General features: G+C 62.3%; 24 protein-coding genes and 3 tRNA genes. 6 read left to right on the top strand and 21 right to left on the bottom strand.

Annotated features, from left to right (window positions below):
* Positions 1-4 precede the first annotated feature (4 nt).
* The 6 genes from ACFRJ9_RS06040 to rpsB form a co-directional block, all read right to left on the bottom strand.
* Positions 5-589, bottom strand: coding sequence for a DivIVA domain-containing protein (locus tag ACFRJ9_RS06040; RefSeq protein WP_377665468.1), 585 nt, complete (start codon positions 587-589; stop codon positions 5-7).
* A 22-nt stretch (positions 590-611) separates the two neighbouring features.
* Positions 612-1,547, bottom strand: a complete 936-nt coding sequence (locus tag ACFRJ9_RS06035; RefSeq protein WP_377665466.1) for a phosphatidate cytidylyltransferase — start codon at positions 1,545-1,547, stop codon at positions 612-614.
* Positions 1,547-2,104 (bottom strand): ribosome recycling factor, encoded by a 558-nt coding sequence (gene frr, locus ACFRJ9_RS06030; RefSeq protein ID WP_377665464.1) that lies wholly within the window; start codon positions 2,102-2,104, stop codon positions 1,547-1,549. The genes ACFRJ9_RS06035 and frr overlap by 1 nt, the downstream gene beginning before the upstream one ends.
* A 101-nt stretch (positions 2,105-2,205) precedes the next feature.
* The gene (gene pyrH, locus ACFRJ9_RS06025) at positions 2,206-2,943 is read right to left on the bottom strand and encodes a UMP kinase (RefSeq protein ID WP_377665462.1); all 738 of its coding nucleotides are present in this window, start codon (positions 2,941-2,943) and stop codon (positions 2,206-2,208) included.
* A 121-nt stretch (positions 2,944-3,064) separates the two neighbouring features.
* Positions 3,065-3,901, bottom strand: a complete 837-nt coding sequence (gene tsf / locus ACFRJ9_RS06020; RefSeq protein ID WP_377665460.1) for a translation elongation factor Ts — start codon at positions 3,899-3,901, stop codon at positions 3,065-3,067.
* 122 nt (positions 3,902-4,023) lie between these two features.
* Positions 4,024-4,905 carry a 30S ribosomal protein S2 gene (gene rpsB / locus ACFRJ9_RS06015; RefSeq protein ID WP_377665458.1) on the bottom strand — a complete coding sequence of 294 codons (882 nt, stop codon included), beginning with the start codon at positions 4,903-4,905 and terminating at the stop codon, positions 4,024-4,026.
* Between the two features lie 407 nt (positions 4,906-5,312).
* Here rpsB and ACFRJ9_RS06010 point away from each other — a divergent pair, with 407 nt between their 5' ends.
* Positions 5,313-5,807: a M23 family metallopeptidase gene (locus ACFRJ9_RS06010; protein WP_377665456.1), complete on the top strand. Its 495-nt coding sequence runs from the start codon at positions 5,313-5,315 to the stop codon at positions 5,805-5,807.
* A gap of 38 nt (positions 5,808-5,845) precedes the next feature.
* On the opposite strand, the gene ACFRJ9_RS06005 is transcribed toward ACFRJ9_RS06010, so the two are convergent.
* The 8 genes from ACFRJ9_RS06005 to ACFRJ9_RS05970 form a co-directional block, all read right to left on the bottom strand.
* Entirely contained in the window at positions 5,846-7,036 is a 1,191-nt protein-coding gene (locus tag ACFRJ9_RS06005; RefSeq protein WP_377665454.1) for an acyl-CoA dehydrogenase family protein, read from the bottom strand.
* A 471-nt stretch (positions 7,037-7,507) separates the two neighbouring features.
* Positions 7,508-8,557 (bottom strand): hypothetical protein, encoded by a 1,050-nt coding sequence (locus tag ACFRJ9_RS06000; protein ID WP_377665452.1) that lies wholly within the window; start codon positions 8,555-8,557, stop codon positions 7,508-7,510.
* Between the two features lie 136 nt (positions 8,558-8,693).
* Positions 8,694-8,960 carry a hypothetical protein gene (locus ACFRJ9_RS05995; RefSeq protein ID WP_377665450.1) on the bottom strand — a complete coding sequence of 89 codons (267 nt, stop codon included), beginning with the start codon at positions 8,958-8,960 and terminating at the stop codon, positions 8,694-8,696.
* A gap of 783 nt (positions 8,961-9,743) precedes the next feature.
* A tRNA-Ile gene (locus ACFRJ9_RS05990) sits at positions 9,744-9,817 on the bottom strand.
* Between the two features lie 83 nt (positions 9,818-9,900).
* A complete protein-coding gene (locus ACFRJ9_RS05985) occupies positions 9,901-11,097 on the bottom strand; it encodes a glycosyltransferase (RefSeq protein ID WP_377665448.1) in 1,197 nt (398 codons plus the stop codon).
* Between the two features lie 109 nt (positions 11,098-11,206).
* Positions 11,207-12,112, bottom strand: a complete 906-nt coding sequence (locus ACFRJ9_RS05980; protein WP_377665446.1) for a DMT family transporter — start codon at positions 12,110-12,112, stop codon at positions 11,207-11,209.
* Positions 12,112-12,735 carry a CDP-alcohol phosphatidyltransferase family protein gene (locus ACFRJ9_RS05975; RefSeq protein WP_377665444.1) on the bottom strand — a complete coding sequence of 208 codons (624 nt, stop codon included), beginning with the start codon at positions 12,733-12,735 and terminating at the stop codon, positions 12,112-12,114. The genes ACFRJ9_RS05980 and ACFRJ9_RS05975 overlap by 1 nt, the downstream gene beginning before the upstream one ends.
* Before the next feature lie 47 nt (positions 12,736-12,782).
* Entirely contained in the window at positions 12,783-13,631 is an 849-nt protein-coding gene (locus tag ACFRJ9_RS05970) for a phage holin family protein (protein WP_377665442.1), read from the bottom strand.
* Positions 13,632-13,804: 173 nt separating this feature from the next.
* Between ACFRJ9_RS05970 and ACFRJ9_RS05965 the strand changes: the two genes are divergently transcribed.
* From ACFRJ9_RS05965 to ACFRJ9_RS05945, 5 genes are all read left to right on the top strand, one after another.
* Complete coding sequence (locus tag ACFRJ9_RS05965; protein WP_377665440.1) at positions 13,805-15,034, top strand: multidrug effflux MFS transporter; 1,230 nt, start codon at positions 13,805-13,807, stop codon at positions 15,032-15,034.
* 23 nt (positions 15,035-15,057) lie between these two features.
* Positions 15,058-15,237 carry a hypothetical protein gene (locus ACFRJ9_RS05960; protein WP_377665438.1) on the top strand — a complete coding sequence of 60 codons (180 nt, stop codon included), beginning with the start codon at positions 15,058-15,060 and terminating at the stop codon, positions 15,235-15,237.
* A 122-nt stretch (positions 15,238-15,359) separates the two neighbouring features.
* On the top strand, positions 15,360-17,858 hold the full coding sequence (locus tag ACFRJ9_RS05955) for a bifunctional lysylphosphatidylglycerol flippase/synthetase MprF (protein WP_377665436.1): 2,499 nt from the start codon (positions 15,360-15,362) through the stop codon (positions 17,856-17,858).
* 22 nt (positions 17,859-17,880) lie between these two features.
* Positions 17,881-19,164 (top strand): alpha/beta hydrolase, encoded by a 1,284-nt coding sequence (locus tag ACFRJ9_RS05950; protein WP_377665434.1) that lies wholly within the window; start codon positions 17,881-17,883, stop codon positions 19,162-19,164.
* 68 nt (positions 19,165-19,232) lie between these two features.
* The gene (locus ACFRJ9_RS05945) at positions 19,233-19,640 is read left to right on the top strand and encodes a hypothetical protein (RefSeq protein ID WP_377665432.1); all 408 of its coding nucleotides are present in this window, start codon (positions 19,233-19,235) and stop codon (positions 19,638-19,640) included.
* 45 nt (positions 19,641-19,685) lie between these two features.
* On the opposite strand, the gene ACFRJ9_RS05940 is transcribed toward ACFRJ9_RS05945, so the two are convergent.
* The 7 genes from ACFRJ9_RS05940 to ACFRJ9_RS05910 form a co-directional block, all read right to left on the bottom strand.
* A tRNA-Asn gene (locus ACFRJ9_RS05940) sits at positions 19,686-19,758 on the bottom strand.
* A 116-nt stretch (positions 19,759-19,874) separates the two neighbouring features.
* Positions 19,875-19,947, bottom strand: a tRNA-Asn gene (locus ACFRJ9_RS05935).
* 85 nt (positions 19,948-20,032) lie between these two features.
* Positions 20,033-21,916, bottom strand: coding sequence for a DNA primase (gene dnaG, locus ACFRJ9_RS05930; protein WP_377665430.1), 1,884 nt, complete (start codon positions 21,914-21,916; stop codon positions 20,033-20,035).
* Between the two features lie 17 nt (positions 21,917-21,933).
* Positions 21,934-23,250: a deoxyguanosinetriphosphate triphosphohydrolase gene (locus ACFRJ9_RS05925; protein ID WP_377665428.1), complete on the bottom strand. Its 1,317-nt coding sequence runs from the start codon at positions 23,248-23,250 to the stop codon at positions 21,934-21,936.
* 64 nt (positions 23,251-23,314) lie between these two features.
* A complete protein-coding gene (gene dusB, locus ACFRJ9_RS05920; protein ID WP_377665426.1) occupies positions 23,315-24,496 on the bottom strand; it encodes a tRNA dihydrouridine synthase DusB in 1,182 nt (393 codons plus the stop codon).
* Positions 24,497-24,537: 41 nt separating this feature from the next.
* On the bottom strand, positions 24,538-25,149 hold the full coding sequence (locus ACFRJ9_RS05915; protein WP_377665424.1) for a response regulator: 612 nt from the start codon (positions 25,147-25,149) through the stop codon (positions 24,538-24,540).
* Complete coding sequence (locus ACFRJ9_RS05910) at positions 25,146-26,258, bottom strand: sensor histidine kinase (protein ID WP_377665422.1); 1,113 nt, start codon at positions 26,256-26,258, stop codon at positions 25,146-25,148. Before ACFRJ9_RS05910 ends, ACFRJ9_RS05915 begins: the two co-directional genes overlap by 4 nt.
* Positions 26,259-26,282 lie beyond the last annotated feature (24 nt).

Here is a 26,282-nt window from a genome sequence, read left to right as displayed (position 1 = left end):
CTTCCTAGTCGATCGCTGCCATGAGTTCAACAACGCGCGCCAGGAATGCGTCCACTTGGGCTTCCTCGTAGCCTTCAGCGCCCTTGGCGGCACGGAAAACGGCCCGGCGCACTGTATCTACGCTCAAGGGTTGATCGTTCTCGAGGTAGCCGATGAGTTCCAGGCACAAGTCATCAACGTCCTGGACGTTGTAGCTGCGGATACTCTTCCTGGTGGGGCGGCGGAACCGCTCACCATCGGGCCGATGCAGCCTGCCGCGCAGGATTCCGGAGAGTTTGCCAATCTGGCGCAGCCAGGCGTCTTCGCCCTGCTGGCCTATGAGGTCGTCCCGTTCACGGCGGGCAAAAGCGTCTTCCAATCGGTCCAGGGCGGCGTCGACACTTTGCGCGTCGTAGCCACCCTTGACGGGATCAAATGCGACCGAACGGACATCAATGCTGGCCACCTGGTTCGCTGTGCCCACAGGATTCTCAAACGAGGTCCGGGCGCGTTGGAGGAACTCGTCCACCTGTTTGGCGTTATAGCCGTACTTGCTGCGCTCCACGCGGTGGAACGTTGCGGGAATCTGGCGTCGAATATCCAAGGCCACTACTTTTCCTTCATCGGGGTTGTCAGACGCCGCTCAGCAGCGCGAACAGAACATAGGCTACAGGGGCCGCGAAAACTATGGAGTCCAAACGGTCCATGACGCCACCGTGACCGGGAAGGATACTGCTCATATCCTTGACTCCGAGTTCACGCTTGACCATGGACTCCGCAAGGTCACCCGCGGTAGCCGCGGCCACCATGCCGATGGCCAGCACCAGACCAACCCACCAGGGCTTGTCCAGCATGAAGATGCACGCGAGGACACCTATCACCATGGCCCCTCCCACGGACCCCGCGAAGCCTTCCCAGGATTTCTTGGGACTGATCTTGGGCGCCATGGGATGCTTGCCGAACGACGCACCAACGATGTACCCGAAGGTGTCGTTGGAGACCACCAACAGCAGCATCGCAGCGATCTGCCAGGCACCGGCAGGTATCCCGTCCGGCCAGAAACCCACCGGGGTGGCGCCGCCGGCAGCATGGAGCGGAAGCGCCGCGAAACTGATCAGGAACGGAATCCAGGCCAGAGTGAACACACCGGCGAATACGCTGCGGGGTGCGCCTGCAGCGCTCTCAATGGAACGCCACAGCAGTACGGCCACGGAACTGGCCGTCATGGTGAACAGCAAGCCTTCAAGGCCGCCGAAGTAGGCCGACACCGGCATCACCAAGGTGCCGATCATTACGGGAATGATCGGCAGCCTGGTGCCCTGGGCCTCGAGCGCCCGGAAAACTTCCCACACACCCAGCACGGCGAAGGCCGTGGTGACAAGGACGAACCCGAGCGGCAGGAAAAGCAATCCACCCAGTACGGCGAAAAGCATGGCAAGCCCGACGCCGATCGCGGCCGGCAGATTGCGGCCCGCCTTCGGCGTGGGGTTCTCCCGCAACCGCCTGGCCCGTTTGGGTGTGTCGCGTGTCGGGGCCCTGTCAGCGGGCGCCGGCTCAGCCTGGTTCATCAGACCTCGAGCAGCTCGGCTTCCTTGCGCTTGAGCAGTTCGTCGATGCTGTCAACGTGCTGCTTGGTAATGGCGTCGAGTTCCTTCTCACCGCGTGCGCCATCGTCCTCGCCGGCTTCGCCGTCCTTGACGAGCTTGTCCAGCGTGTCCTTGGCCTTGCGGCGGATGCTGCGGATAGAGACCTTCGCGTCTTCACCCTTGCCCTTGACGATCTTCACGTACTCCTTGCGGCGCTCCTTGGTGAGCTCCGGGATGGTCACGCGGATGACGTTGCCGTCGTTGGAAGGATTGGCGCCAACCTCGGAATCGCTCAACGCCTTTTCAATGTCACGGAGAGCGGTCTTGTCGTAAGGGGTGATCAGGATGGTCCGGGCATCGGGCACCGCGAAGGAGGCCAGCTGCTGCAGCGGAGTAGGCGTGCCGTAGTACTCGACGATCACTTTGCTGTAGAGCCCGGGGTTGGCCCGGCCGGTACGGATGGTGGCGAAGTCATCCTTGGCGACCTCTACCGCCTTGTCCATCTTCTCGCCAGCTTCAAGCAAGGTCTCTTCGATCACGGGTTTCTCCTCAGAAATAGCTGCTGCCCGGCTGCGGGCGGCAATGCACAGTAAAGATCCGCCACAAGGGGCGGACGGTCCTAGAAATATCCTAGCCCTTGCTAGGGAGTAACCAGGGTTCCCAGCGTTTCGCCGAGGATGGCACGGGTGACATTGCCCTCGCCTTCCATGCCGAAGACCACCATGGAGAGCTGGTTGTCCTTGCACATGGTCATGGCGGTCTGGTCCATGACCCGGATGTCGCGGCGCAGTGCGTCGTCGTAGCTGAGCACATCCAGCTTTTCGGCCGTGGGGTCCTTCTTGGGATCAGCAGTGTAGACGCCGTCCACGCCGCTCTTGGCCATGAGGACAACGTCCGCGTGTACCTCGAGCGCACGCTGGGCAGCCACGGTGTCGGTGGAGAAGTAGGGCAGGCCAGCACCGGCACCGAAAATAACGACGCGGCCCTTTTCCATGTGGCGGATGGCGCGGCGGGGAATGTAGGCCTCGGCAACCTGGCCCATGGTGATGGCACTTTGGACACGCGTTTCAACGCCGGCCTGCTCCAGGAAGTCCTGGAGGGCGAGGCAGTTCATGACCGTCCCCAGCATGCCCATGTAGTCGGCGCGGGAGCGGTCCATACCGCTTTGGGACAGTTCGGCACCGCGGAAGAAGTTTCCGCCACCGACCACGATGGCTACTTCCACATCCGTAACGGCTGCGGCGATCTGCTTGGCGATTGCCCTGACGGTCTCGGGATCGACGCCGAGCTTGCCTCCGCCGATGACCTCGCCGGAAAGCTTCAGCAGTACACGTCGGCGGGGTTTATCGGGCTGGATTGCAGTGTTGACGGTTTCCATGGTGCCTTCCCGTTGGTGGACTCTGGCTAGATTATCGTGCTGTGGGTCCGCGCAGGTACTACCCGGACGGGTGCATGAAAAAGGGGCGGCCACCGAAGTGACCACCCCTTTTCACGACTTACTAGTTTCCGACGCGGAATCGGGTAACTGCAGTGGCCTTCACACCGGCTTCTTCGAGAACCTGTGCAACGGTCTTCTTGGAATCCTTGGCGAATGCCTGGTCAACCAGAACTTCACCCTTGTAGAAGCCCGTTACGCGGCCTTCAACGATCTTGGGGAGAGCAGCTTCCGGCTTGCCTTCAGCCTTGGCGGTCTCTTCAGCGATGCGGCGCTCGGACTCGACCAGTTCGGCCGGGACGTCTTCGCGGGTGAGGTAGTTCGGAGCCATGGCTGCAACGTGGACAGCGATGTCGTGCGCTGCGGTGGCAGCGGCTTCGCCTTCACCGTCAACAGCGAACAGAACGCCGACCTGGGCCGGGAGGTCCTTGGAGGTCTTGTGCAGGTAAGCGTCAACCGTGGTTCCCTCAACGCGGGAAATACGGCGGACAACAACCTTTTCGCCGAGGACTGCGCCCTCTTCGATGACAACCTCGGACAGCGGCTTGCCGTCAACCTCGGTGGCCAGCAGGGTTTCGAGGTCGGCAGCGCCGGACTCGACAGCAACCGTGAGGACCTTGTCAGCCAGCTGGATGAACTTGTCAGCCTTGGCGACGAAGTCGGTCTCGCAGTTGACCTCGATCATTACGCCCACGCCGCCGTTGACCTTGGCAGCAACCAGGCCTTCAGCGGTGGAGCGGCCTTCGCGCTTGGTAGCGCCCTTGAGGCCCTTGATGCGGATGATCTCGATGGCCTTCTCGGCGTCACCGTTGGCCTCGTCAAGAGCCTTCTTGACGTCCATCATGCCGGCGCCGGTGCGCTCGCGCAGGGCCTTGATGTCAGCAGCAGTGTAGTTCGCCATGTGAACCCCTCTGTCTAGAAAATTTATGTGATTACGAACCGACAGGACGGCAGCCCACCATGTGAGCCGCCATCCTGTCAGTGGCCCCTGCCGCCGTTGCCGGCGTCAGGGAAGGTCCAAATTTACTTGGCTTCTTCGGCTTCGCCGGAGGCAGCTTCGGTTGCTTCTGCGGCCGGAGCCTCAGTTGCTTCGGCAGCGGGGGCTTCCGTTGCTTCTGCGGCCGGAGCTTCTTCAGCCTTGCTGCCTTCGAGGAGCTCGCGCTCCCACTCAGCCAGCGGCTCTTCCGGAGCTTCGGTGGTGCCGGTTGCGCGCTGGTTGCGGGCGATGAGGCCCTCAGCAACGGCGTCGGCAACAACGCGGGTGAGCAGGTTGACGGAGCGGATGGCGTCGTCGTTACCCGGGATCGGGAAGTCGACTTCGTCGGGATCGCAGTTGGTGTCCAGGATGGCAACAACCGGGATGTTCAGCTTCTTGGCTTCGTCAACAGCCAGGTGTTCCTTCTTGGTGTCAACAACCCAGAGGACCGAGGGAGCCTTGGTCAGGTTGCGGATACCACCGAGGTTGGTTTCCAGCTTGGTGAGTTCACGCTTGAGGAGCAGGAGCTCCTTCTTGGTGTAGCCCGAGCCGGCGACGTCCTCGAAGTTGATCTCTTCGAGTTCCTTCATGCGCTGGATGCGCTTGGCGACGGTCTGGAAGTTGGTGAGCATACCGCCCAACCAACGCTGGTTGACGTACGGCTGGCCAACACGGGTAGCCTGCTCGGCAATTGCTTCCTGAGCCTGCTTCTTGGTGCCGACGAACAGGACGGTGCCGCCGTGGGCGACAGTAGCCTTGACGAACTCGTAAGCGCGGTCGATGTAGGACAGCGACTGCTGAAGGTCGATGATGTAGATGCCGTTGCGTTCCGTGAAGATGAAGCGCTTCATCTTCGGGTTCCAACGACGGGTCTGGTGTCCAAAGTGGACGCCGCTGTCAAGCAGCTGGCGCATAGTTACGACGGGCATGCCGACGCTCCTTCCGGCAGGTCATTCATGAGAGAGCCCATGGGGCTGCTCTTACCCTGCCAATAGTTGACGGTTGTTTAGCCTTGCCCGGACGGGCGCGGCTCCTGGCATCCATTGCACTTCTCATCCGGCAAGGAGCCATAGGCTCAGCCGGACCGCAAGAGGCACAATCCTCCGCAACCGGAAACCACATGGCTCGGCTGGTGGAGGGCTGGATACGCGTAGTCAGTTTGGGACCTTCACACATCTGAATGAGACGCGCTTCTGAAATAGCTTGAGGGCACAGCAAACTGCTCCACCAAGTGTACTACAGCAGCCCCACCTGTCTGACCGCCCGCACCTCGGCATTGTCCACATACGGCCGGCCCCGGATAGCCATGCCGCCGCCTCCGCGAAAGGCTGGATCCATGGCATTCCCGAAACTTTTGGCGTCCACAATCATTGCTGCCTCAATCCTGGCAGGAGCACCCGCCGCGGCCGCCCCGGCAACGGCCTCATGGAGTTGGCCGCTCTCCCCCAAACCAAGCGCCCTCAGGCTATTCGATCCACCCGACAAACCGTGGCTGAGCGGGCATCGAGGCGTGGATTTGGGTCCGACGTCCGACGGCGCACCAGTCACCGCGCCGTCGGATGGCGTGGTGACCTTTGCCGGCGTCGTGGTCGACCGCCCGGTCCTTACCCTCGACCACGGCGACGGCCTGCGGAGCAGCTTCGAACCGGTGACCAGCGGACTGAAGGAGGGAGACACTGTGCACAAAGGCCAGGTCATCGGTTCCCTTGAGCCGGGCCATTGCAGGAACAGCAGTTGCCTGCACTGGGGCGTTCGCAGCGGCGACGACTACGTCAACCCCTTGGGCTTTGTGGAGGACATGCGGCCGTCCGTCCTGCTTCCGCTCCATTGACAGGGACGCACTACATGCGCCCCAACGAAAGGAAGGGCTCAGACGATTGCGGAGACTCCGGTGATGGCACGGCCCGTCACCAAGGTGTTGATCTCGTGGGTGCCCTCGTAGGAGTAGATGGCCTCGGCATCAGAGAAAACCTTGGCCATACCGTAGTCCGTAACGATGCCATTGCCACCCAGGATGCTCCGGCCCATGGCTACGCTTTCGCGCATGCGCGCAGTGGTGAACGCCTTCGCCAACGCGGACTGCTCATCCTTGGCTATGCCGGCATCCTCAAGCTGGGCAAGGCGCACCATCATGCCCATGGAAGCCACGGTATTGCCGAGGATCTGAACCAACTGGTCCTGCACCAATTGGAATGCGGCCAGGGGACGGCCGAACTGCTGACGCTCAACGGCATAGGCGCGTGCGACGTCGAAGGCTGCAAGCTGGAGACCCACAGCCTGCCACGCGACAGCCAGCCGGGTGACCTTCAAGACCTTGTTGGTGTCCCGGAAGCTGTTGCCGTTGGCCAGCTTGAAGAAGTCCGGTACCACCACGTTGTCCAGCACAATGTCCGCGTTCTGAACGGTCCGCAGGGAAATCTTGTTCTCGATCTTGCTGGCGGAATAACCGGGCAGCGTGGTGTCCACAAGGAAGGCCTTGACCTGGTTGTCGGCCACGTCCTTGGCGTAGATGACTACCCAATCGGAAAAGGTGGCGTTGCCGATCCAGCGCTTGGCGCCGTTGAGGATCCAGTTATCACCGTCGCGCCGGGCGGTGGTACGGGTTCCGCCGGCAACATCGGAACCGCCGAGCGGCTCGGTCAGGCCGAAGGCGCCGATCTTCTTCAGGGAATAGATGTCCGGCAGCCAGGCATCCTGCTGCTCCTGGGACGCCAAGGCTTCAATGGATCCCGTGAAGAGGCCGTCATGGACCCCCATGAACGTGGCAATCGAGGCATCGGCCCGGGTCACTTCCGCGTGGAGCATGCCGGCGAACAGGTTCGAATAGCCCTGGCGGCGCACAGGGCTGACCAGGTCGAGCTCTCCAAGCTTCGGAATGAGATCCATGGGGAATTCGGCACGGTTCCAGCAGTCCACGGCTATTGGCTTGACCTCGCGGGCCAGGAACTCCCGAACCTCGGCGAGACGGTCCTGCTCCTTGCCGGTCAGCATCTGCTCGAAGGCATAGAAGTCGCCATCGGCGTAAGGGAGGGTGCTGGCGTCGAATGCGGCGTTGGACATATTCGCTCCTTCAAAGGTGGTCTTCTGCGACCACTACTTGTTCGCGGCTTCTTGTTCGCGGCCGGACGGCACTGCACCAGGAGGCGGCAGGGCGGACAGGTTACCGGCGAGTAGTAAGTTACTGCTGAGTAACATACCGCACGGACGGGCGAACGCGAAAGAGCCGTGGCCGACGACTTATCGTCAACCACGGTTCCCGTGTGAGATGTAGGGCTACTCGGACTTGAACCGAGGACCTTAGGAAATTGCGTATCCCGCCATCATCAAGTCCTTCCCCACACGCTAACTCGACTGCTCCGTCCAGTGCTCTTGACGCATCTTGCGTTCCAAGCGGCTGGCTATTGGCTGGAGTTCGTACCGCCATGGAACAGAATCAGAGATCATGTTCGGATTCTAACCGTCTCCTTACCGTCGGCCTGTAGCGTCCGGAGACAGTAGGCGTTCTCAACCGTTGTATTGCGACGAGCACAGTTACTTGGATGCGGGCTTCAGGTCCTGCGATGTTCCGTCGGCAATTCGCAACAGGTCAGCAGCCAGCATGAAGGTCCAAATGACACATTGCTCCGCCTCAGAAGCAGTGACATCACTGTGCACGCCCTTGTTCGCCATGGAGTCAAGATTGGAGATGCGCTTGCCATAGCTAGCAAGCGTCTCCCCAAGGACCTTGCCGCTCAGGCTATTGCCAAGCATTTCCTTGGCAAACTGAATAAGCCGGTTCCTGTAAGCATCGTCATTCATGACCCGTTCTATCCTGTCCTCACCGATGATGGTTTGCCCGGTAGGTGGGTACAAGGCGTCGGCGAGGTCTTTAATCATTCGCCGGGTACTGGTCAGCGCATGCGTTAGGTCTTCAGGTGTTCCTGCCGCAAGGCTTGCCTCCGCCGCAGCAAACTTCTCCAAAGCCGCAGGCGCGTATTCAGCCAGCGACGCCCGGACGTACTCAAGTCCTCGTTCAAACACGCTGCTGGATGGCTTACCGCTGTGCAGGCTAGTTTCTGTTTGAAGCAGGTAGTTGTAAACGTCCTGCCGAATGCGCTCGAGGATCGACTCGTGTTGATGGATAATCGGAAGTAGCTTCGCCTGTTGCTTATCAGCCGCGACTGCAGTCGTGTGGGCGTAGTAGTTGCTTGTCTTGTCAGCGACTGAGTATTCGTTGTACACCCCTCGCGCCTGAGCCAGATACGATTCAAGCTGAGCCACGGATATGACGTACAAGTTGTCACTGCCTGATATCTTGCGCCCGCTGTAATAGTGCATGTACATCTCGACTACCTGGGCACCGGCATCCGCGGCTCCAAGAAGGGTGACAAGGTTTCCGTTGATCATTGCGATGGTGGGGTCGGTCTTAGCCGCTCCCGTGCCGACATCGATTAATTCCATCTGAAACCGGTACTGCGCAAGGTAGTCCTGACGCAAGGCCGCGATACGGGCCGCCTGCCGCACAAGGGCGGCCACTGACTTTCCCGGCTGATCGAAGGCGTCTAACGCGCTGGTCACGAGCTGGGCGACGTGGTCCTGCATGTAGTCCTCTCCCCGATAATGATTCTGTAAAGCCTATCCGAGGAAAAACCGGTCCGACAGAACGGCTAGTGGGCACGGGGGAACGCTGCGACTTCAGATACCAGGAGCTTCCAACACCATCGCTGCGCCGCTGGGCCTACTTCTCAGGAGCGAACAGAGGATCAGACCAGAAGATGTCATAGTCAGCGAGTTCAGGCGCGAATGTAGTGGCTTTGCCGTTGTAGACATCGCGCGCATCAATATCGAAAGCTAAGCACTTTTGGGCGACTGTACCCGGAGTCATCTTTACAGAACCAACTGGCTGAACTCCGCATTCGGCTGGGTAGGACAGATTCACGCCTGATGCTGGCGATGCAGCCTCAAATCCGTCGTCGCCAATGACTGCCCAGTTCAGTCCGAGCATGGGAGTCATACTCAAGTTGAGAGACTCTCCACCGCCGCTCACGACTTCGCGTTCCACTCGGGCTATGACGGAGTGTGAAAGACGATCCTTCTTCGGATTGCTTTCAGGAATGTCCGCACGACCTAGCACTGTCACCCTTATCCGAGTCACGTCGCCGGACCTACTGAACGTGGCCCATTCACCTGACTTCAGAACTGAGCCCTTCTGCGTGTTCCCATCAGCGCCGCGAGCTTCTTCAGCCGTCATCGCCTTTGACGCAGTGCCGGAGGAAGCTCCGGAGGCCTGCTGCGTCGTTGTTTGGTCCGACGATGATGGGCTTGGCTCGCTATTGGCACATCCAGTCAGCGCCAGTCCAGCCAGAAGTAGTACCGCGGCTGCTCCCCCAGTTTTCCTCATGTCATCAAGTTATCTTGAGAAGGGCCACACTTCCGTTCTATGAAGGCACGGAGGTGCTTCCACGTGTCGCCTTCCCGATCCTCAGCCCGCTGACGAATGGTTTGGATCGTCGCCGGTGAGGTTCGAGGATGCGACACCGCTCGGTTCAGTAATTAAACGTCATCACAGTCGGCTACCCACGCGAGTTGCTCCGCTGTGACATCGGGACGAGCTGCCAACGCGATCCGAATCTCCCGATGGGCATCAGGCGTCATCAAGGCTTCAATGTGATCGGATTCACAGAGCTTTCTTCGAAAACCTGTGGATAACTTGAGATAGTGACACCGTAGTGCCACGAGATTCTACGGGTTCAACGCAAAACACGCTGAAACCCGCAGAATCTAGCGGTAGGGCTACTCGGACTTGAACCGAGGACCTTAGGATTATGAGTCCCGCGCTCTAACCAGCTGAGCTATAGCCCCGTGATGGCCCGTGCCGACGCTCGGAAGCATCGGTACGGGCAAAGCACTCTAGCAATACTAATAGCTAGCGGGGAGTGCTTCGGTCACACCACCATGTCCTCGTACGAAGCCCCGCGGTAAAGGTCCTCGAACGTCTGGAGTGTGCCGTTGATGCTGTGGGGCTCAACCATCTCGCGGCTCAGCTTGCCCATGGCCTGGAGCTGGTCTTTGGGAAGCTCAACCAACGCCGTGATCTTCCCTGCCAGCTCGGTGCTGTCGTTGGGCGTAAACAAGTAGCCGTTTTCCCCGTCACGGACCAGGTGCGGCAAGGCCATGGCATTGGCCAGCAGCACGGGCGTTGACGCGGACATGGCCTCCAAGGTCACCAAGGACTGCAGTTCGGCGGTGCCGGGCATGCAGAAAATATCAGCCTTGATGTACGCCTCACGAAGGTCTTCGTCACTGGCGAGGCCCAGGAACCTCACCCGGTTTCCAAGACCCAGTTTCGCGACCTGGGCTTCAAGGGCGGGCCGCACTTCGCCGCCGCCTACGATCTCCAAGTGGACGTTGAGTTCCTTGGGCGTCTTGGCCACGGCGTCGATGAGGACATCGACGTGCTTCTCTTCGGCGAGGCGACCGGCAAAGAGAACGGTCGGGTTGCTGTGGGGCTCGATGGTCTCGCCCGGCTGAAGCTCATACGCAGAAGAGTCGATGCCGTTGGACAACGGCAGCACCTTGCGCAGGAAAGCATGCTGGTGCATGGCTTTTGCCGCCAGCGGCGTGGGCGTGGTGACGACGTCGGCCTGGCCCATGACTTTGCCCATGTCCTTCCAGGAGATCCGACCCACGATGTCCTTGAACCACTGCGGGAAGGGCAGGAACGGGTTCAGGTTCTCAGGCATGAAGTGGTTGGTGGCAACTACCCTGATGCCGCGCCTCACGGCCTCGTATAGGACCTGCTCGCCAATCATGTAGTGGCTCTGGATGTGAACGACGTCAGGCTGAACCTTGTCGAACAGGAGGCTGATTTCCTTCTTGATTTCCCAGGGGAAGCAGATGCGGAAGTACTCGTGGGTGAACACGCCGTGGGAACGGAGACGGTGCACCGTGGCTTCATCGCGGAACTCGGAGTAGCTTTTGCCTGTGTCCGGGCGGCAAGCCAACACGTGCACGTTGTGTCCTCGTGCCGTCATCCCCTTGGCCAGGCGGTAGCCGAACTGGGCAGCACCATTGACGTGCGGCGGGTAGGTATCCGCTGCAATCAAAAGGGTGAGGGGTTTGTTGGTGTCGGGAATGGTCACGTGGAGAACTCCTGATGGTCACGGTGCGGACAGCGTTGATTATGGCAATGCTGCGTTGTCGCCGGGTTGCCGGTCCGCGTGTAGCGGTGGCGCAAGGTAAAGCGCTCCCCTAAGCCTTCCGGCTGGCAGCCGCCTTCGCGTCCTTCTTGCGTTTGGTGACTTCCGGATGGTGCCGGCTCAGGGCAATAACCCCCACGATAGCAAGGGAAGCCGCCGCAGCCATCGCGATCGCCATCACGGCGTGGACATCGGGACGAAGCTCACCAAGGATGACGATGCCGATCGCGATGCCCACCATGGGGTCGATGACGGTCAATCCAGCGATGACCAGGTCCGGCGGACCGCCCGAGTACGCGCTCTGGACGAACCATGATCCCAGACCTCCGGCAGCGATGATGGCGATCACCGTGTACCACTGCACGTTGAGCAGGAACATGCCGTTGGGATCGAGCAAGTGCTTGCCGATGATCCGGGTCAGCACCGCGACGAAACCGAACAGGACCCCGGCTCCCAGGATGTACACAAACGCGCTCATGCGGTGCTTGAAGAGAACCGCCAACGTTCCGAAAATGCCTACGGCCAAAGCAAGCAAAAGGACAATGGTCAGCTCGTCCTCCGCGTTCACGTGATGGTTTTCCTGCGTGACGTTCACTGCCAGCAGCACGAACAGCGCCGAACCGGTAACGCAGGCAGTAATGGCCACCACCGTGGCCCGGTTGATGCTCAGGTTCTGGTCCTTGGCATTGACCACGGTAGTGATGACCAAGGCGATCGCCCCGATGGGTTGCACCACTGTCAGGGGGGCGGAGACCAGGGCCACCGCGTTCAATGCCATTCCCAGGCACAGGAACAACAAACCGAGCATCCAGCGGGGATTACGCAGCAGCCGAAGGAAGCCGTTGGAACTGAGCGCCAGGCCACCCGTGTCGGCCTTTACCGCACTGCCTTGGCGCTGGGCACCGATGGCAAGGAAAAAGGCACCGAGCAGCGCGAGGAAAACCGCCAGCCACACCATCAGCCGCGTCCGTCGTCGTTGGTTTTCAGTTCTTTACCCTTACGCAAGATCGCCCAGAAGTAGTTGTAGGCCGCAATCCAGTGACCCAGCAGTCCGAGGCCCAGGAAAGTCCATGCTGCCACGAAATAGAACTCGGTGAACGGGATCGGCAGCTTGGACAGGACCAGCAGTGGCGTACCGACCAGCAGCAAGGCCGTTCGGATCTTTCCGACGATGCTCACCGGAAGGTCCGGATGGTTGCGGAAATAGATCAGTGAGGCAACGGCCAGGATGGCATCAGGCACCATCAGCGCGGCCAAGTACCACCACTGCACGACGCCGGCAATGGCCAAGGTGACGGCCACAGCCAGGAGCGCGGCCCGGTCCGCCATGGGATCCAGGATCCTGCCAAGCTTGGACGTTTGGTCGAAGCGGCGGGCAATGTAGCCGTCAACCCAGTCCGTGCTTCCCATGATGACCAGCACCAGAACGGCCAATCCATATTCTTGTTTCCACAGGACGAGCCATACGAACAGCGGCACGCCCATGAAGCGAAGAACGGTGAGGAGGTTGGGGACAGTGAAGATGAGGTCGTGGTCAACCTGCGGCCGGTCGGGCCGCGATCCAGCACCGATCAGTCTCATCCTGTCCCCCTTTCTGTATCTTCAGTCTGTGCTGCTGCGATCGGCAGCTACTTCTTCAGCAGCTTCCTGAGGGCAACCGCCAGGACGGCAGCGGCGGTGGCGAAAGCGACGAGGTCCTTCCAGCGGGCGGCAAGCCTCTCCGAAAGGTCCTGTGGAACGGACTCTCCAAGGTCGGCCAGCTTCGCGGAAGCGAATTCCTTGCCCTCCTGGAATTTGCCGTTGGCACTCTCCAGCAGGGCCTGACCCTGCTTTTTGACGTCCAACTGCTCGCCGAGTTCGTCCCGGACGCCGGTGAGGTGTTCGCGGCGCTTGTTCAAACGCGAGCGAAGTTCGGCTTCGGTGGGCGCCTTGACTGCGTCTGCTTCCTTGGCTGCTTCCTTGGCGGCCTTCTCGGCTTTTGCCTTCTCCGCGGCGGCTTCCTTAGCGGCCTTCGCTGCCTTGGCAGCGGGCGAGTTGGGATCCAGGATGGATTCGTCGAATGCGGACCCTTCCTTGGCGATACCCAGATCGTGCTTGATGCCCCGGATGGTGTCCTCGGGGACCAATGGCATGGCCTTCTTGAACTTGGCGGTGCCTATCAGGGCGGAGATTGCCACCACCAACAGGAAGAAGGCTGCGACGATCAGCGCTGCAAGCCAGCCCGGCATGATGGTTGCCAGTCCGAGAATCGCCGCCACAACCAGCGCGATCACCAGGAGTGAGAGGAACACCAGCGCAACGCCGAAGAAGGCACCTGCGATCCCTACCTGGGTGGCCTTGCGCTTGAGTTCCACCTTGGCCAAGGCAATTTCATCGTTGATTTGCCTCGGGGCCAACCGTGCAACGAGCTTGAGGGTCTTCGGCAAAGTTCGAATGGCTGGTCCTTGACTGGTCCGGCCGGTGTGACGTCCACTCATGGGTTCCGCCTAACTGCTTCCTCTTGGCATCGTGTTGGGCGAACGCGGCCGGAAATGGATCGCCGCGCACACCTGTCCACAAAACTATCATTCAGGTTCCGGCTGAACTTTCGGGGCCGCGCTGCGACGCGCCAGTCATTCGCCCAATAAATATGATCTGGGCCATAGGATTGATGATCGTGACCTCCCCCATTGCTCCGGGCGATTCCCTGAGCCGACGCGAAAAACTTGTCTACATAGTCCTGCTGGGCGCCTTGACGGCCCTGGGTCCCTTTACCGTGGACCTCTACCTGCCTGCGTTCCCGGCCCTGGAGGACAGCTTCGACGTTTCGGCGGCGGCAATCCAGCTCACGTTGACCGGTACCACGGTGGGCTTCGGTCTAGGTCAGCTGGTAGTGGGTCCGTTCAGCGACAAGTTCGGGCGTCGCCTTCCACTGATCCTCGCTACGGCCCTGCACATTGGATCCTCGCTCGGCGCGGCGATGGCCGCTGATATCGGGATGCTGTCACTCTTCCGTGTACTCATGGGCATCGGCGCGGCCGGTGGCGGAGTGGTTGCCATGGCAATGGTTCGTGATCTCTTCCACGGCTACTCCATGGTTCGCATGTTTTCCCGGATGTCTTTGGTCAACGGGCTGGCACCGATCCTTGCTCCCATCATCGGCTCCCAGCTGCTCCTGGTCTTCCCGTGGCCGGGCATTTTCTTCTTCCTTGCCGGCTACGGGCTGCTGGTCATCATCGCCGCGATCTTCTTCATCAAGGAAACCCTGCCGGCCGAACAGCGAGGAAAGTCCACCGTCACCGTGCGCCAGCGCTACAAGACAGTCCTGACGGACCGGATCTTCGTGGGCATGCTGATGGTGGGCAGCCTCAACTTCGGCGGTTTGTTCGCGTACCTTTCCGCCTCCACCTTCCTGTTCCAGAACATCTACGACTTTTCTCCGCAGGAGTACGGCCTCTTGTTCGGCGTGAACTCGTTGGGCATTGTTGCCGGCGTCCAGATCAGCTCGCGGCTGATCAGGCGGATCGCACCCCAATGGATTGTGGCCGGGGCAACTGCCTTCATGCTGCTCATGGCCATCCTCATCATCGTCCTGGACCTGCTCCACGTTGGTTTGTGGGGCATCCTCATTCCGTTGTGGTTCTACATCTGCGCCACTGGTTTCATGTTCCCGTGCGTCCAGGTGTTGTCGTTGGCCAAGCACGGCGCCCAGGCCGGTACCGCCGCGTCCCTTTTGGGTGCGGCCCAGTTCATGATGGCCGGTATCGTCCCCCCGGTGGTCGGCTGGCTGGGTGTCAGCTCTGCCGTTCCCATGGGTGCAGTCCAGGCCGTCTGTATTGCCGGTTCCATGACCGCGCTGTGGCTGGTGGTCCGCCCGCGCACCGTTCCGTCCATCCATTAGCAGTGGCCCCGTAGGCTGTGATTATGACCAAGAAACCGCACCGCAACGGCCGTGGCCTCTTCCTGGGCGCGTTGTTGGGCGCCGTCGCCGGCGCCCTCCTGGGCCGTCTTGCCGGGAGTGCGCTCTTCGGAGCCATCCTGGGTGCGGTGATCGGGGCTGCCGTGCTGTACCGCGTGAATCCGGGTCCCTGGAACCGGGACTAGCTGACCCTGCCGGGCGACGCGCCGTCGTCGTCCGTCCGCGCCTCTCCCTTTCCGGCGTCGGGCAGGGCAGAATGGTGGCCAGCCGGGGCTAACCCGTGCTTCACCGGTGAAGGGGACATCACATGAGTGCGGCTGTGGGATATCGGGGTTCTGTACGCGGCTTGTTGGCCGTGCGGCGGCTGCCCTTGACACTGGGACTCGTGGCGCTGCTGTGGGTCTTGGGCGCTGCCACCGGAAGCCTTCTTGCCGGTCCCAGCGAATCATTGCTGGACCAGGTGGGCCTTGGTTTGGCTGTGGAACCGGGACCTTGGTGGTCTGTTTTTACCTCAGCTTTCTTTGCCACTTCCCTGCTGGACTATCTTGCGTGCACCGTGGCGATCCTGGTGGGCGTCGGGATCGCCGAGCGAACCATGGGCCCGTGGCTTGCGCTCGCTGCTTTCGTGGCGGGCTCGGCCCTCAGCGCTCTGGTGCTCATTGGGCTGGTTGCCTTCGGAACGGACAACAGCGACCAATGGCTCAGTTTCCTGGGCGGCGAATACGTGGTAGGCGCCTATGGCGGCGCGGCTGCCGCCTTGGGATGCGCGACGGCGGGACTTGAGTCCCTGTGGCGTCGGCGCCTGCGGACGTGGTTGCTGGCCGCAACGGTAATGTTCGCGCTCTTCGTGGGCGTCGCCCAAACCCTTCAGGCACTCGCCGGTGCCGTCATCGGCATACTGGCCGGCTGGGCGGTCCAATCGCTGGTGCTGCGCCGCAGGGCGGGGTCGCTCCATTCATCGACCATTCGCGAAACCCGGTTCCTGGTGGGCACCGTGGTGGGGGTCTTTGCGGTGGGACCATTGCTGACCCAGCTCACGGGCACCTTGGAGATCGGGCCGCTCTCGGTGGTTTCGGAGGTGATGCTGCAGGCCAGCCCTGGCGCCGACGAGGTGCAGGAAGCCTGCGACAACGACAAGAGCTGCGTAACGCTCCAGGGCATAGTGGGGGTTCAAAGCTTCGGCGCGGCCATCCTGACGCTGATTCCAGTGTTGTTGCTGCTCGTCTGCGCTGAAGGACTCCGCAGGGGCCGCCGGCTCGCCTACCGGCTGACCTTGGTCATCCAGACCTACCTGGCAGCGGTGACCGTCCTGTCCATCCTGCAATACGTCACGGATCCCGAGGTCACGTTGGGCGATGACGACTTCGGATACCTCCTGCTTTATGCGGTCCCGGCCGTGCTGGCACCGGTGATCATCGTGGCCCTGCTGCTGCTGAACCGCCACAAATTCCGGGTGGAATCCAGCGATGCCAGTTACCGCCTCCTGGGCAGGACCTCGCTGATCCTTGCCGTCGCCGCAGTGGTTCTGTATGTGGTGTTCTGGTTCGTTGAGGGCAACCCCGGGCGTTCCACGTTGTGGGACCTCGCCGGCCAGCTGACGCACATCCTGGTGCCCTTCCCCGTTCCATTCGTCGTGGAGCTACCCCAGGGCCTGCTGAGCACCGTTCTCTACGGTTTGGGCGGGGATGTCATCTGGCTCTGCATCCTGGTGCTGGTCTTGAACAACTTCCAGCGTTTCCGGATGCTGGCCACCGATCCGACCGCGGATTTGGGCCACGCCCGTGAGCTTCTCCACGACGGCGGCGGAACACTGTCCTGGATGGCGCTGTGGGACAACAACCAGTACTGGTTCACCCCCGACCGGAAGGCCGGCGTCGCCTATCAGGTCCATAACGGCGTGGCGTTGACCGTGGCCGGCCCGTTCGGCGGCACCGAGCATCATGGTGCTGCCGCTACCGGCTTCCTCGCCCACTGCTCAAGCCTTGGCCTCATACCGTGCTTCTACTCGGCCACAGCCCAGCTGGATGCCCCGCTCCTCCCCAGGGGCTTCCGCAAATTGGAGGTAGCCGAGGAGACCCTGCTCAATGTCCAGGCCATGACCTTCAAAGGCAAGGAATGGCAGAATGTCCGCACAGCCCTGAACCGGGCAGAAAAGCTGTCCATCAAGGACCACTGGTACCGCTATGTGGACATGCCGCCGGGGACGCGGGCCCAACTGGCCGAAATCTCCGAAGAATGGGTGGCTGACAAGGCCCTTCCGGAGATGGGCTTCACGTTGGGCGGACTCAACGAGTTGAAAGACCACGAAGTACTTTGCTGCGTTGCTGTGGACGACGACGGACTGGTCCACGGCGTGACCAGCTGGCTTCCCGTCTTCGACAACGGTGCCGTGGCCGGCTGGACCCTGGACTTCATGCGGCGCCGGACCACCGGCTTCAAGGGCGTCATGGAGTTCCTGATCGCCTCCGCGGTAACCCATTTCAAGGAAGAAGTCCCGCAGATCTCATTGTCCGGCTCTCCCTTGGCCAACGCCGGCGCAGACGCCGGTGAGGGTGACCATACTGCGCTGGACCGTGTCCTGGCACTGCTGGGCAACGCACTGGAACCGATGTACGGCTTCAAATCGCTGGCTGCTTTCAAATCACGGTTCCAACCGGAGCACCGCACCTTGTACATGTATTACCAGGACCCCTTGGCGCTGCCCTCGATCGGTATCGCCGTTGGCTCGGCCTATCTGCCTGGCCTCTCCCCCGCACAAAGTGCGGGCCTGCTGCGGCAGATGGTGGCCAGGGAGCCGGCCGCATGAGCCCTGAACCGCTGGTGCAGCCATGAACGACATCCTGAAACTCGAAATCAGCGGCCCTGGCGTGATGACCACGGCTGTGGTGATCGGCGTCGGGCTCTTTCTGGTCCTGTTCCTCAGGCCTTCGGCCCGCTGGGCGCGGATCGCGGCCACGGCGATCGTTGTGGCCGCGCTGGTGGGGTGGTTCACGGTGTGGATGGTGGAGGACGTCATGGATGTCTTCCACGTGGGGCTCACTCCCCGTGTATGGTTCTGGGCGATCACGTGCTTTGCAGGCTTGGGGCTGGCTGTGGTCAGCTTCCGAGGGAGCCCGCGGTGGCGGAAGGTGGTGGCCGCAATCTCCGTCCCCGTGTTCCTCCTGGTCACGGCGCTGGGCGTCAACACGGAGTTCGGACTCAATAAGACGCTTGGCTCGGCACTGGGAATCTCCACCGAAGGCGCCATCCAACTCAGCAAGCCGGACCCGGACAGTTCCATCCCTGCAGGCCCGCTCTGGCAGAGCTGGAACCCGCCGGCCGATATGCCGGCCAAGGGCGAAGTGGGAACACAGGTCATTCCGGCAACCGCATCAGGATTCAACGCCCGGCCGGCTGGCATCTACCTGCCTCCGGCGGCCCTGACGGCGAATCCACCGCGCCTGCCCCTGTTTGTCCTGATGATGGGCCAGCCTGGCCTTCCCGATCCGCAGTACGTCTCTGCTGCGCTGGACGAATTCGCGGCCAGGAACAACGGCCTGGCCCCGATTGCCATCGTCGCGGACCAGATCGGTCCGGACCAGGATGACACGCTCTGCCTGGATACCGCCAAGTACGGCAACGTGGAGAAGTACATCAACGTGGACGTGGTCAATTGGGCCAAGGCCAACCTGAACATCCTCCCGGACCGAGACCACTGGACCATTGCCGGATACTCCAACGGCGGCCAGTGCGCCATCTCCTTCGGTGTCAAATACCCGGAGATGTGGGGCAATGTCGTGGACATTTCGGGCGAGGAATTCCCGGGCGCCGAGGATCCGGCGGGCAACCTGGCAACCATCTTCGGCGGCAACCAGGCCGCTTACGACGCCCAGAAACCCATCAACATCATGAAGGGCAAGCAGTTCCCGGACACCACCGCCGTTTTCACGGTGGGCTCTGACGACGTCACCTACGTAGCCGCTGCCAAGGCGGTGTCCGCGGCGGCACGGTCCGCGGGGATGAACGTGACCTATTACGAGATTCCCAACGGCGGACACGTGGGGATCGCGCTGAACGCCGGCCTGACCAAGGGCTTCGAGGTGCTCTATCCCCGCTTGGGCCTCTCCAAGTAGGCAAGGACTGCCCAAGACCTCCCGCGAGCCCCCTTTTCTGCGCCCGGCCCCGGCGATAAAGTTGAGTTGTGCCACATTGGCAAGAGCTTCAGCCGCTTCCGGCACCCTGGCAGCGTCGGGATGAACGCATCCTGCCGCTGTGGTGGGAGCGCTTGTGCTCAGTGACCAGTCCCCAATCTGCGGCGCTCTACGCTGCCGGACTTTTCGTGGAAGACCGACGCCGGCCCATCGCCCAGTGGTACAACCCGGAAACCGACGCCGCCCTGCTGGTTGCGCCGGAGACCTCGCCCGAATGGCCGGTACAGCGGTTCGGCATCTTTTACGCCCCGCCTGGCGGTGGATTCACCCGCGTGTACTCCGCTCCCCACGAATGGCACCCACGCGACCCCCGCACTCCGCCCACCGAACAGGAAGCCTTCCTGGCGGCCGTGGCAGAGGCGGCCCGCTTCCTCCAGGTGGAGATGGATTTCGTCTAAAAAAGTAGACCCCGTATCGGCCTGAAGCCGATACGGGGTCGTGTGCTCCTCCGACTGGACTTGAACCAGTAACCCTTCGATTAACAGTCGAATGCTCTGCCAATTGAGCTACGGAGGAATGAAGCGGTTATGACTTTAGCAAAGGTTCTACCGGAATGCGAAATCGGCTTCCTGAGACGATTCGCACATAAAAAATACCCCCGTTCCGATGATTCGGAACGGGGGTATTGCGCGCTCCTCCGACTGGACTTGAACCAGTAACCCTTCGATTAACAGTCGAATGCTCTGCCAATTGAGCTACGGAGGAATGAAGCGGTTACTAGCTTAACAGGGGGCTGCCGGAAAACGAAATCGAGCCCCGGAACCACTGGCGGGCGGCCCCGTACGGCACGTCAGGCATCCGATCGCAGGGCACGCCGCTGCATCTCGAGTTCCATCAGCTCACGGTTCAGCCGCTGGAACTCCTCCGGGTTGGCAGCAGAATCGAGCCGCTGGAGCTGGCCCATCTTGTCCGCCTTGATGCGGGTGATCTGCAGTTCGAAGAGCCTTGCGAGGATATCCCTGCAGTACCGCTGCATGGCTTCGGGCGTGCTGGCGGGCAAGGGCGTCACCGCCAGCTCTGACACCAACGGGCGCAGGGGCTCAGGGACTTCCTGCATGACCTGTTCCACCCACGCCACGGGATCAGCCACATGGGCCAGGCCTGCGGCCCGTATGGCAGCGTGGACAGCCGAATAGGCGGGCGTAGCAAAGTAGGACGCCTCGAACCGTTCCCAGGCTCCGCCACCGAGCACGGCTGGCTCCTGGAGGACCACTTCGAGCGCTTGGCGCTCCATGCCGGCCACGGGGTCACGCGGGTCGGGACGATGAAAAACGGTACCTGTGGACGGCGGTGCCGCCGCCGTCGTCGCTGGTTCAGCCGTGCCGCCGGCAGCGGCGCGTTTGGCCGCACCGCCTACGTAGCGGCTGACTTCTTCAATCGGCATGCCCAGCCATCCGGCGAGTTCGCGGGTGTAGGCAGGCCTGGTGGCCGAATCCCGGATTTGGGCCACCACAGGGGCGGCCTCGCGCAACGCAGCCACGCGGCCTTCCACGGTGTCCAGGTTGTGCCGCCGGAGCGTGGCCCGGATAGCGAACTCGAAAAGGGGTTTCCGGCTGCCGATGAGGTCCCGGACTGCGGCGTCACCTTTGAGTTGGCGAAGATCACACGGGTCGGCACCCGTGGGTTCCACTGCGACATAGGTCTGAGCTGTGAACCGTTGGTCCTCTTCGAAGGCGCGCAGGGCTGCTTTCTGGCCCGCGGCGTCACCGTCGAAGGTAAAGACCACTTCTCCCCCGGTGCCGTCGTCGGAGAGCAGCCGCCGGGCGATCTTGATGTGCTCGGTGCCGAAGGCAGTACCGCAGGTGGCTACCGCCGTCGTGACTCCTGCAAGGTGGCAGGCCATGACGTCGGTGTACCCCTCAACCACCACCAATTGCCGTTCCTTGGCGATATTGCGTTTGGCGATGTCGATCCCGTAGAGGACCTGCGACTTCTTGTAGAGCGTGGTCTCCGGGGTGTTCAAGTATTTGGGACCTTGATCGTCCTCGTAGAGCTTCCGCGCGCCAAAGCCGATGGTGTCGCCGGCGATGTCGCGGATGGGCCAGATCAGCCTGCCGCGGAAGCGGTCGTAGATCCTCTGTTGGTTTCCGGATCCCCCGGCTGAGAACATGCCGGTGAGCTTCAGCTCCGCGTCAGTGAAGCCGCGCCCGCGCAAGTGCTTCAGCAGCGCGTCCCACCCCTGCGGCGCATAGCCGACGCCGAAATGCTCGGCTGCGGCGCGGTCGAAGCCACGGCCGTCCAGGAAGTTGCGTCCCTCGGCGGCTCCGGGCGTCAGCAGTTGGGCGCGGAAGAATTCATCGGCGATCTTGTGGGCATCCAGCAGGCGCTGGCGCTTGCCCACTTCCTCGCGGCTGGGACCCGTTCCGCCGTCCTCGTAACGCAGCTCGTAACCGATCCTGGCGGCGAGCTTTTCCACGGCCTCATGGAAGGAGCTGTGATCCATCTTCTGGACGAAGGAGATCGCGTCACCGTCCTCACCGCAGCCGAAACAGTGATATCTGCCGACTTGGGGACGAACCGTGAAAGAGGGCGAGCGTTCATCGTGGAAAGGGCAGAGCCCCTTGAAGCTGCCCAAACCGGCACCCTTGAGCGTGACGTAACCGTCAACGACTTCCTTGATGTCCGTGCGCTGGCGTACTTCGTCGATATCTTCACGTTTTATCAAGCCAGCCACGTGACCATCCTAGTGGGTTACCAGAGGGAGGGCAGGCTTCCTACCAGGCGCTCGTACATGGCCAGGGCCGAGACGTCGGTCAGCGACGCCACTTGGTCGATCACCACGCGCAGCCGGGCACCGTCGTCGACGGCGTCGCGCCAGTCGGCGGCGAACATCGGCTCCAGATGGCGGTCACCGGAGGCGTTCAAAACGCCTACCAGCGCATGCAGAACTTCGCGCTGGCGCTCGTACACGGGCTGGCGGTGATCGGTGGAAATGACGAAGGTGGTGGCCAGGCCTTTGAGGACCGCGATCTCTGTCACGGTGTCCTCTGGAACCATGAGCTCAGCGTCGTAGCGCGTCAGATGTGCCGGGCCGAAATGGTTGCGCGTGGTCTCCATGGCGCTCTGGCAGAAACGGCCGATGAGCTGGCTGGTCATGTCTTTCAGGGCAGCCATCGACTTGCGGCTGCCGTCGGCCTCGCGGACCCAGACCGCCGTGCCTTCAAGCCGGGCCAAGGCGGCATCGATGTCGGCGGGGTCGTTGTGCGGAAGGTACCACTGCTTGGTGTAGCCCACCACGCGTGCGCGATGGTCCGGGTTCTCCATCCATTTCAACTGGAAATGCCCGGCCACGATCGCGTCCTCGACGTCGTGAACCGAATACGAAATGTCATCGGCCAGGTCCATCACCTGCGCTTCGATGCAGGAACGGTTTCCCGGAGCGCCCTCCCGGAGCCATTCGAAGACCGGAAGATCGTCCTCGTAGGCGCCGAACTTGCTGGTGCGGTGTCCATGGATGACCGGGGCATCGACGGCGGACCACGGGTATTTGGACGCCGCATCCAGGCTGGCGCGGGTGAGGTTGAGGCCGGCGGGCCTGCCATCCTCGGCGAGGACCTTGGGTTCGAGCCGGGTCAGGAGCCGAAGGGTTTGGGCATTGCCTTCAAAACCGCCGATTGCGTGGGCCACCTCATTGAGCGCGGACTCGCCGTTGTGGCCGAAAGGCGGGTGGCCAAGGTCGTGGCTCAGGCACGCGGTGTCCACCACGTCCGGATCGCAGCCCAAGGAACGGCCAAGTTCGCGGCCCACTTGGGCTACTTCCAGGCTGTGGGTCAGGCGGGTCCGAACGAAATCGTCAGTGTCCGGGGCCACGACCTGCGTCTTGGCCCCCAGCCTCCGCAAGGCCGAGGAATGCAGCACGCGCGCCCGGTCCCGCTCAAAGTCGGAGCGGTACGTGTTCTTGCGCGGCTCTTCAACCCAACGCGCAGAATCCGCTTCGGTGTAGCCGGGGATTGCCAGCACGAAATCGTGCGACGTTCCGTTCTGGCCGAGCATCGCTTCGGTTCCCATGGGTATCTGCCTCCTTCAAGCGCCGTGGTGTGGTGCCTCTTGAGCCAGTCTTACACGTGTGAGGCTAGCCGCCCGAAACGTCCAGCTCTGCGGCGGAGATTTCGCGGCTCTGTTCCGCGTTCAGCTGGCGGCTGACCAGCCAGTCCTTGGGAAGGGCGGGCTTCTTGGGCGAGCCCGCGCGGCCCCGGGGACCTTCCGAATCGACTCCCGGGTACGGCGAGTCCATGTCGAGCTCCTCGAGGAGTTCGCGCAGGACCTCAAGGGTGGGTACCTGGGCCAGCTTGGAGCGCAGTTCACCGCCCACCACGTAACCCTTGAAGTACCAGGCCATGTGCTTGCGGATTTCGCGAAGCGCCTTGTATTCGTCGTTTCCGAACGTTTCCACCATCAGCTCAGCGTGCCGGTAGACCCCCTCAGCCACCTCGCGAAGGCCCGGCCGGTGGCGCTGGTCGCTGCCTTCGAAGGCGGCCTGCAGGTCGCCGAACAACCAGGGACGCCCCTGGCAGCCACGGCCTACGACTACCCCGTCCACACCGGTTTCCCGGACCATGCGGACTGCGTCCTCAGCCGACCAGATGTCACCGTTACCCAGCACCGGGATATCCGGCAGCGCTTCACGGAGGCGTGCAATGGCTGACCAATCGGCCTGGCCGGAATAGAACTGTGCGGCGGTGCGGCCGTGAAGGGCAACCGCTGCCACGCCGGCATCGCGGGCGATGCGGCCGGCGTCGAGGTACGTCAGGTGGTCCTCGTCAATGCCCTTGCGCATCTTGATGGTCAGCGGGATGCCGCCTTTGGAAGCTTCCTTGACCGCTGTGTTGACGATGGACGTGAAGAGGTCGATCTTCCACGGCAGGGCAGAGCCGCCGCCACGACGGGTGACCTTGGGAACCGGGCAGCCGAAGTTGAGGTCGATGTGGTCGGCACGGTCTTCTTCGACGAGCATCCGCACCGCTGCGCCCACCGTCACCGGATCCACACCGTAAAGCTGAACAGAGCGGACCTTTTCATCTTCATCGTGGGAGATGATCCGCAGGGATTCCGGGGTCCGTTCCACCAGGGCACGCGAAGTCACCATCTCGGCCACGTACATGCCGCCGCCGTATTCACGGCACAGCCTGCGGAAGGCAGAGTTGGTGATGCCAGCCATCGGAGCAAGGATTACCGGGGTGTCCACGGTGATCCCACCGAGCTTCAATGGCGGGAGCTCAAGCTTTGGTGCAGGGGGCGTCGCTACTACAGTCACCCGTCCATTGTCTCAAATGCGGGCAAATCGGCTCGACCCGCTTAGAGAAGCCAGCCGTTGTCCTCCGCCAGCCGAACAGCTTCCGCCCTGGTCCGGCCGCCCGTCTTGGCCATCGCAGCGGAGAGGTAGTTCCGCACGGTGCCCTCCGAGAGCATCGCGGTTTTGGCAATGTCTGCCACTGTTCCGCCGTCGGACGCTGCCCGGAGCACCTCGGCTTCCCGCTCGGTCAAGGGGCTGTCCCCAAACGTCAACGATTCCGCAGCGAGCACGGGGTCTACCACCCGGAGGCCGCTGTGCACGCGCCGCACAGCCTCCGCGAGCTGCCGCGCAGGGGTGTCCTTGACCACGAAACCGGAAGCACCTGCTTGCATGGCGCGCTTAAGGTAGCCCGGGCGCCCAAACGTGGTGACCATCAATACCCGGCATGAGGGAGCCGCCCGACGGACAGCGGCCGCGGCACTGATCCCGTCCAGCCCGGGCATCTCGACATCGAGCATCGCCACGTCCGCCGAAAATTCCACCACTGCGTCAGCCACTCCGGTGCCGTCACCCAGCTCTGCCACCACCTCGATGTCCGGTTCAAGCCCCAACAAGGCGGCCAGGGCTCCCCGCACCAATGCCTGGTCGTCGGCAATCACCAAACGGATACTCATACGTCAACTGCCAATCTGAACCCTCCCAGGTCACTCGGGCCGACGCGGACGTGTCCACCGGCCGCTGCTGCTCGCTCGCGGATCCCTGCCAGGCCGTTACCGAAGGAACCAGCGGCATCCGGCCCCACGCCGTCGTCCTCCACCGAGACGCTCGACGCCGTCAACAGGACCCGGCAGCGGCCGGCACCTGAGTGCCGCATCACATTGGTGACGCCTTCGCGGAGCACCCATCCGAACAGTTCCCGGTGCCTGGCCGGAACCTGCTCGACGGTGCCGGGCAGCTCAGCCTCGATCCCGGCAGATTCGAGCGCCGTTCGTGCCACTGCGAGCTCCGCAAGGACATTGACTCCGCGGTAACCCGCTACCGTTGCCCGAACGTCCGCGAGCGCACCCCGCGCGAGGTCCTGCACGTCGCTGATCTCCGCCGCGGCCCTGTCCGCGGCCGGCCCCGGAGGTGCCCCTTCCATCAACCGTCCCGCCAATTCGGCCTTGACGGCGATCACCGTCAAGGAATGGCCGAGGATGTCGTGCATGTCCCGGGCAACCCGGCTCCGCTCCGCCGCCACCGCGGCGTCAGCGAGCCCGGTTTGGGCTTCACGGAGCTGGGCCGTCTGTCGGATCAATCGCGCAAAGGAAGACATCATGAAGCCGAGGGACAAGATGAGCGCCGGTTGGAAGAATGCCTCCGCCGGGTTGCCCGTCACCAGCTCAGTGGCCAGGGAAATGGCGGCCAGGATCACAATGAGGGCGAAGTCCACGCGGGGCGGCAACACCGTCATCGCGAGGGCGCAGGCCAGGAATGGCCAGGTCCACAGTGCCTCCTTGCCGACCAGGAGAATCACCACGCCGTTCAGTCCCAGCAAGATCCCGGCACACGCGAGTCCCGTTCGGGATCCGCGGCGCCGGCTGAACATCGGCAGCACGGCGTAGGCGGCGAAGAAGGCCACCAATGATGCTGAGGCCGCCAACTTCCACACCACCGGTTCATCGACGGACCACACCAGGTTCCACGTGGGCCAGGCCCAGAGAACGATGGAGAACCCTGCACCGACGAACCATTTGCGGGGTCCGGGCCCACGGAAGGTATCGGCAAGGGCAGGACTGGTCATGGATCCCACCTTAGTCACCGCGGG

Origin of the sequence: Paenarthrobacter sp. NPDC056912 (assembly GCF_042786555.1) — a bacterium.
Lineage (GTDB): Bacteria > Actinomycetota > Actinomycetes > Actinomycetales > Micrococcaceae > Arthrobacter.
This window is presented reverse-complemented; position numbering and strand designations above follow the sequence as displayed.

Bases quoted from the DNA above. Each gene is read 5' to 3' on its own strand.
- ACFRJ9_RS06035 (WP_377665466.1), bottom strand. From the start codon at position 1,547: ATGAACCAGGCTGAGCCGGCGCCCGCTGACAGGGCCCCGACACGCGAC.
- pyrH (WP_377665462.1), bottom strand. From the start codon at position 2,943: ATGGAAACCGTCAACACTGCAATCCAGCCCGATAAACCCCGCCGACGT.
- tsf (WP_377665460.1), bottom strand. From the start codon at position 3,901: ATGGCGAACTACACTGCTGCTGACATCAAGGCCCTGCGCGAGCGCACC.
- rpsB (WP_377665458.1), bottom strand. From the start codon at position 4,905: ATGCCCGTCGTAACTATGCGCCAGCTGCTTGACAGCGGCGTCCACTTT.
- ACFRJ9_RS06010 (WP_377665456.1), top strand. From the start codon at position 5,313: ATGGCATTCCCGAAACTTTTGGCGTCCACAATCATTGCTGCCTCAATC.
- ACFRJ9_RS06005 (WP_377665454.1), bottom strand. From the start codon at position 7,036: ATGTCCAACGCCGCATTCGACGCCAGCACCCTCCCTTACGCCGATGGC.
- ACFRJ9_RS06000 (WP_377665452.1), bottom strand. From the start codon at position 8,557: ATGCAGGACCACGTCGCCCAGCTCGTGACCAGCGCGTTAGACGCCTTC.
- ACFRJ9_RS05995 (WP_377665450.1), bottom strand. From the start codon at position 8,960: ATGCTCGGACTGAACTGGGCAGTCATTGGCGACGACGGATTTGAGGCT.
- ACFRJ9_RS05980 (WP_377665446.1), bottom strand. From the start codon at position 12,112: ATGGTGTGGCTGGCGGTTTTCCTCGCGCTGCTCGGTGCCTTTTTCCTT.
- ACFRJ9_RS05975 (WP_377665444.1), bottom strand. From the start codon at position 12,735: ATGAGACTGATCGGTGCTGGATCGCGGCCCGACCGGCCGCAGGTTGAC.
- ACFRJ9_RS05970 (WP_377665442.1), bottom strand. From the start codon at position 13,631: ATGAGTGGACGTCACACCGGCCGGACCAGTCAAGGACCAGCCATTCGA.
- ACFRJ9_RS05965 (WP_377665440.1), top strand. From the start codon at position 13,805: ATGATCGTGACCTCCCCCATTGCTCCGGGCGATTCCCTGAGCCGACGC.
- ACFRJ9_RS05960 (WP_377665438.1), top strand. From the start codon at position 15,058: ATGACCAAGAAACCGCACCGCAACGGCCGTGGCCTCTTCCTGGGCGCG.
- ACFRJ9_RS05955 (WP_377665436.1), top strand. From the start codon at position 15,360: ATGAGTGCGGCTGTGGGATATCGGGGTTCTGTACGCGGCTTGTTGGCC.
- ACFRJ9_RS05950 (WP_377665434.1), top strand. From the start codon at position 17,881: ATGAACGACATCCTGAAACTCGAAATCAGCGGCCCTGGCGTGATGACC.
- ACFRJ9_RS05925 (WP_377665428.1), bottom strand. From the start codon at position 23,250: ATGGGAACCGAAGCGATGCTCGGCCAGAACGGAACGTCGCACGATTTC.
- ACFRJ9_RS05915 (WP_377665424.1), bottom strand. From the start codon at position 25,149: ATGAGTATCCGTTTGGTGATTGCCGACGACCAGGCATTGGTGCGGGGA.
- ACFRJ9_RS05910 (WP_377665422.1), bottom strand. From the start codon at position 26,258: ATGACCAGTCCTGCCCTTGCCGATACCTTCCGTGGGCCCGGACCCCGC.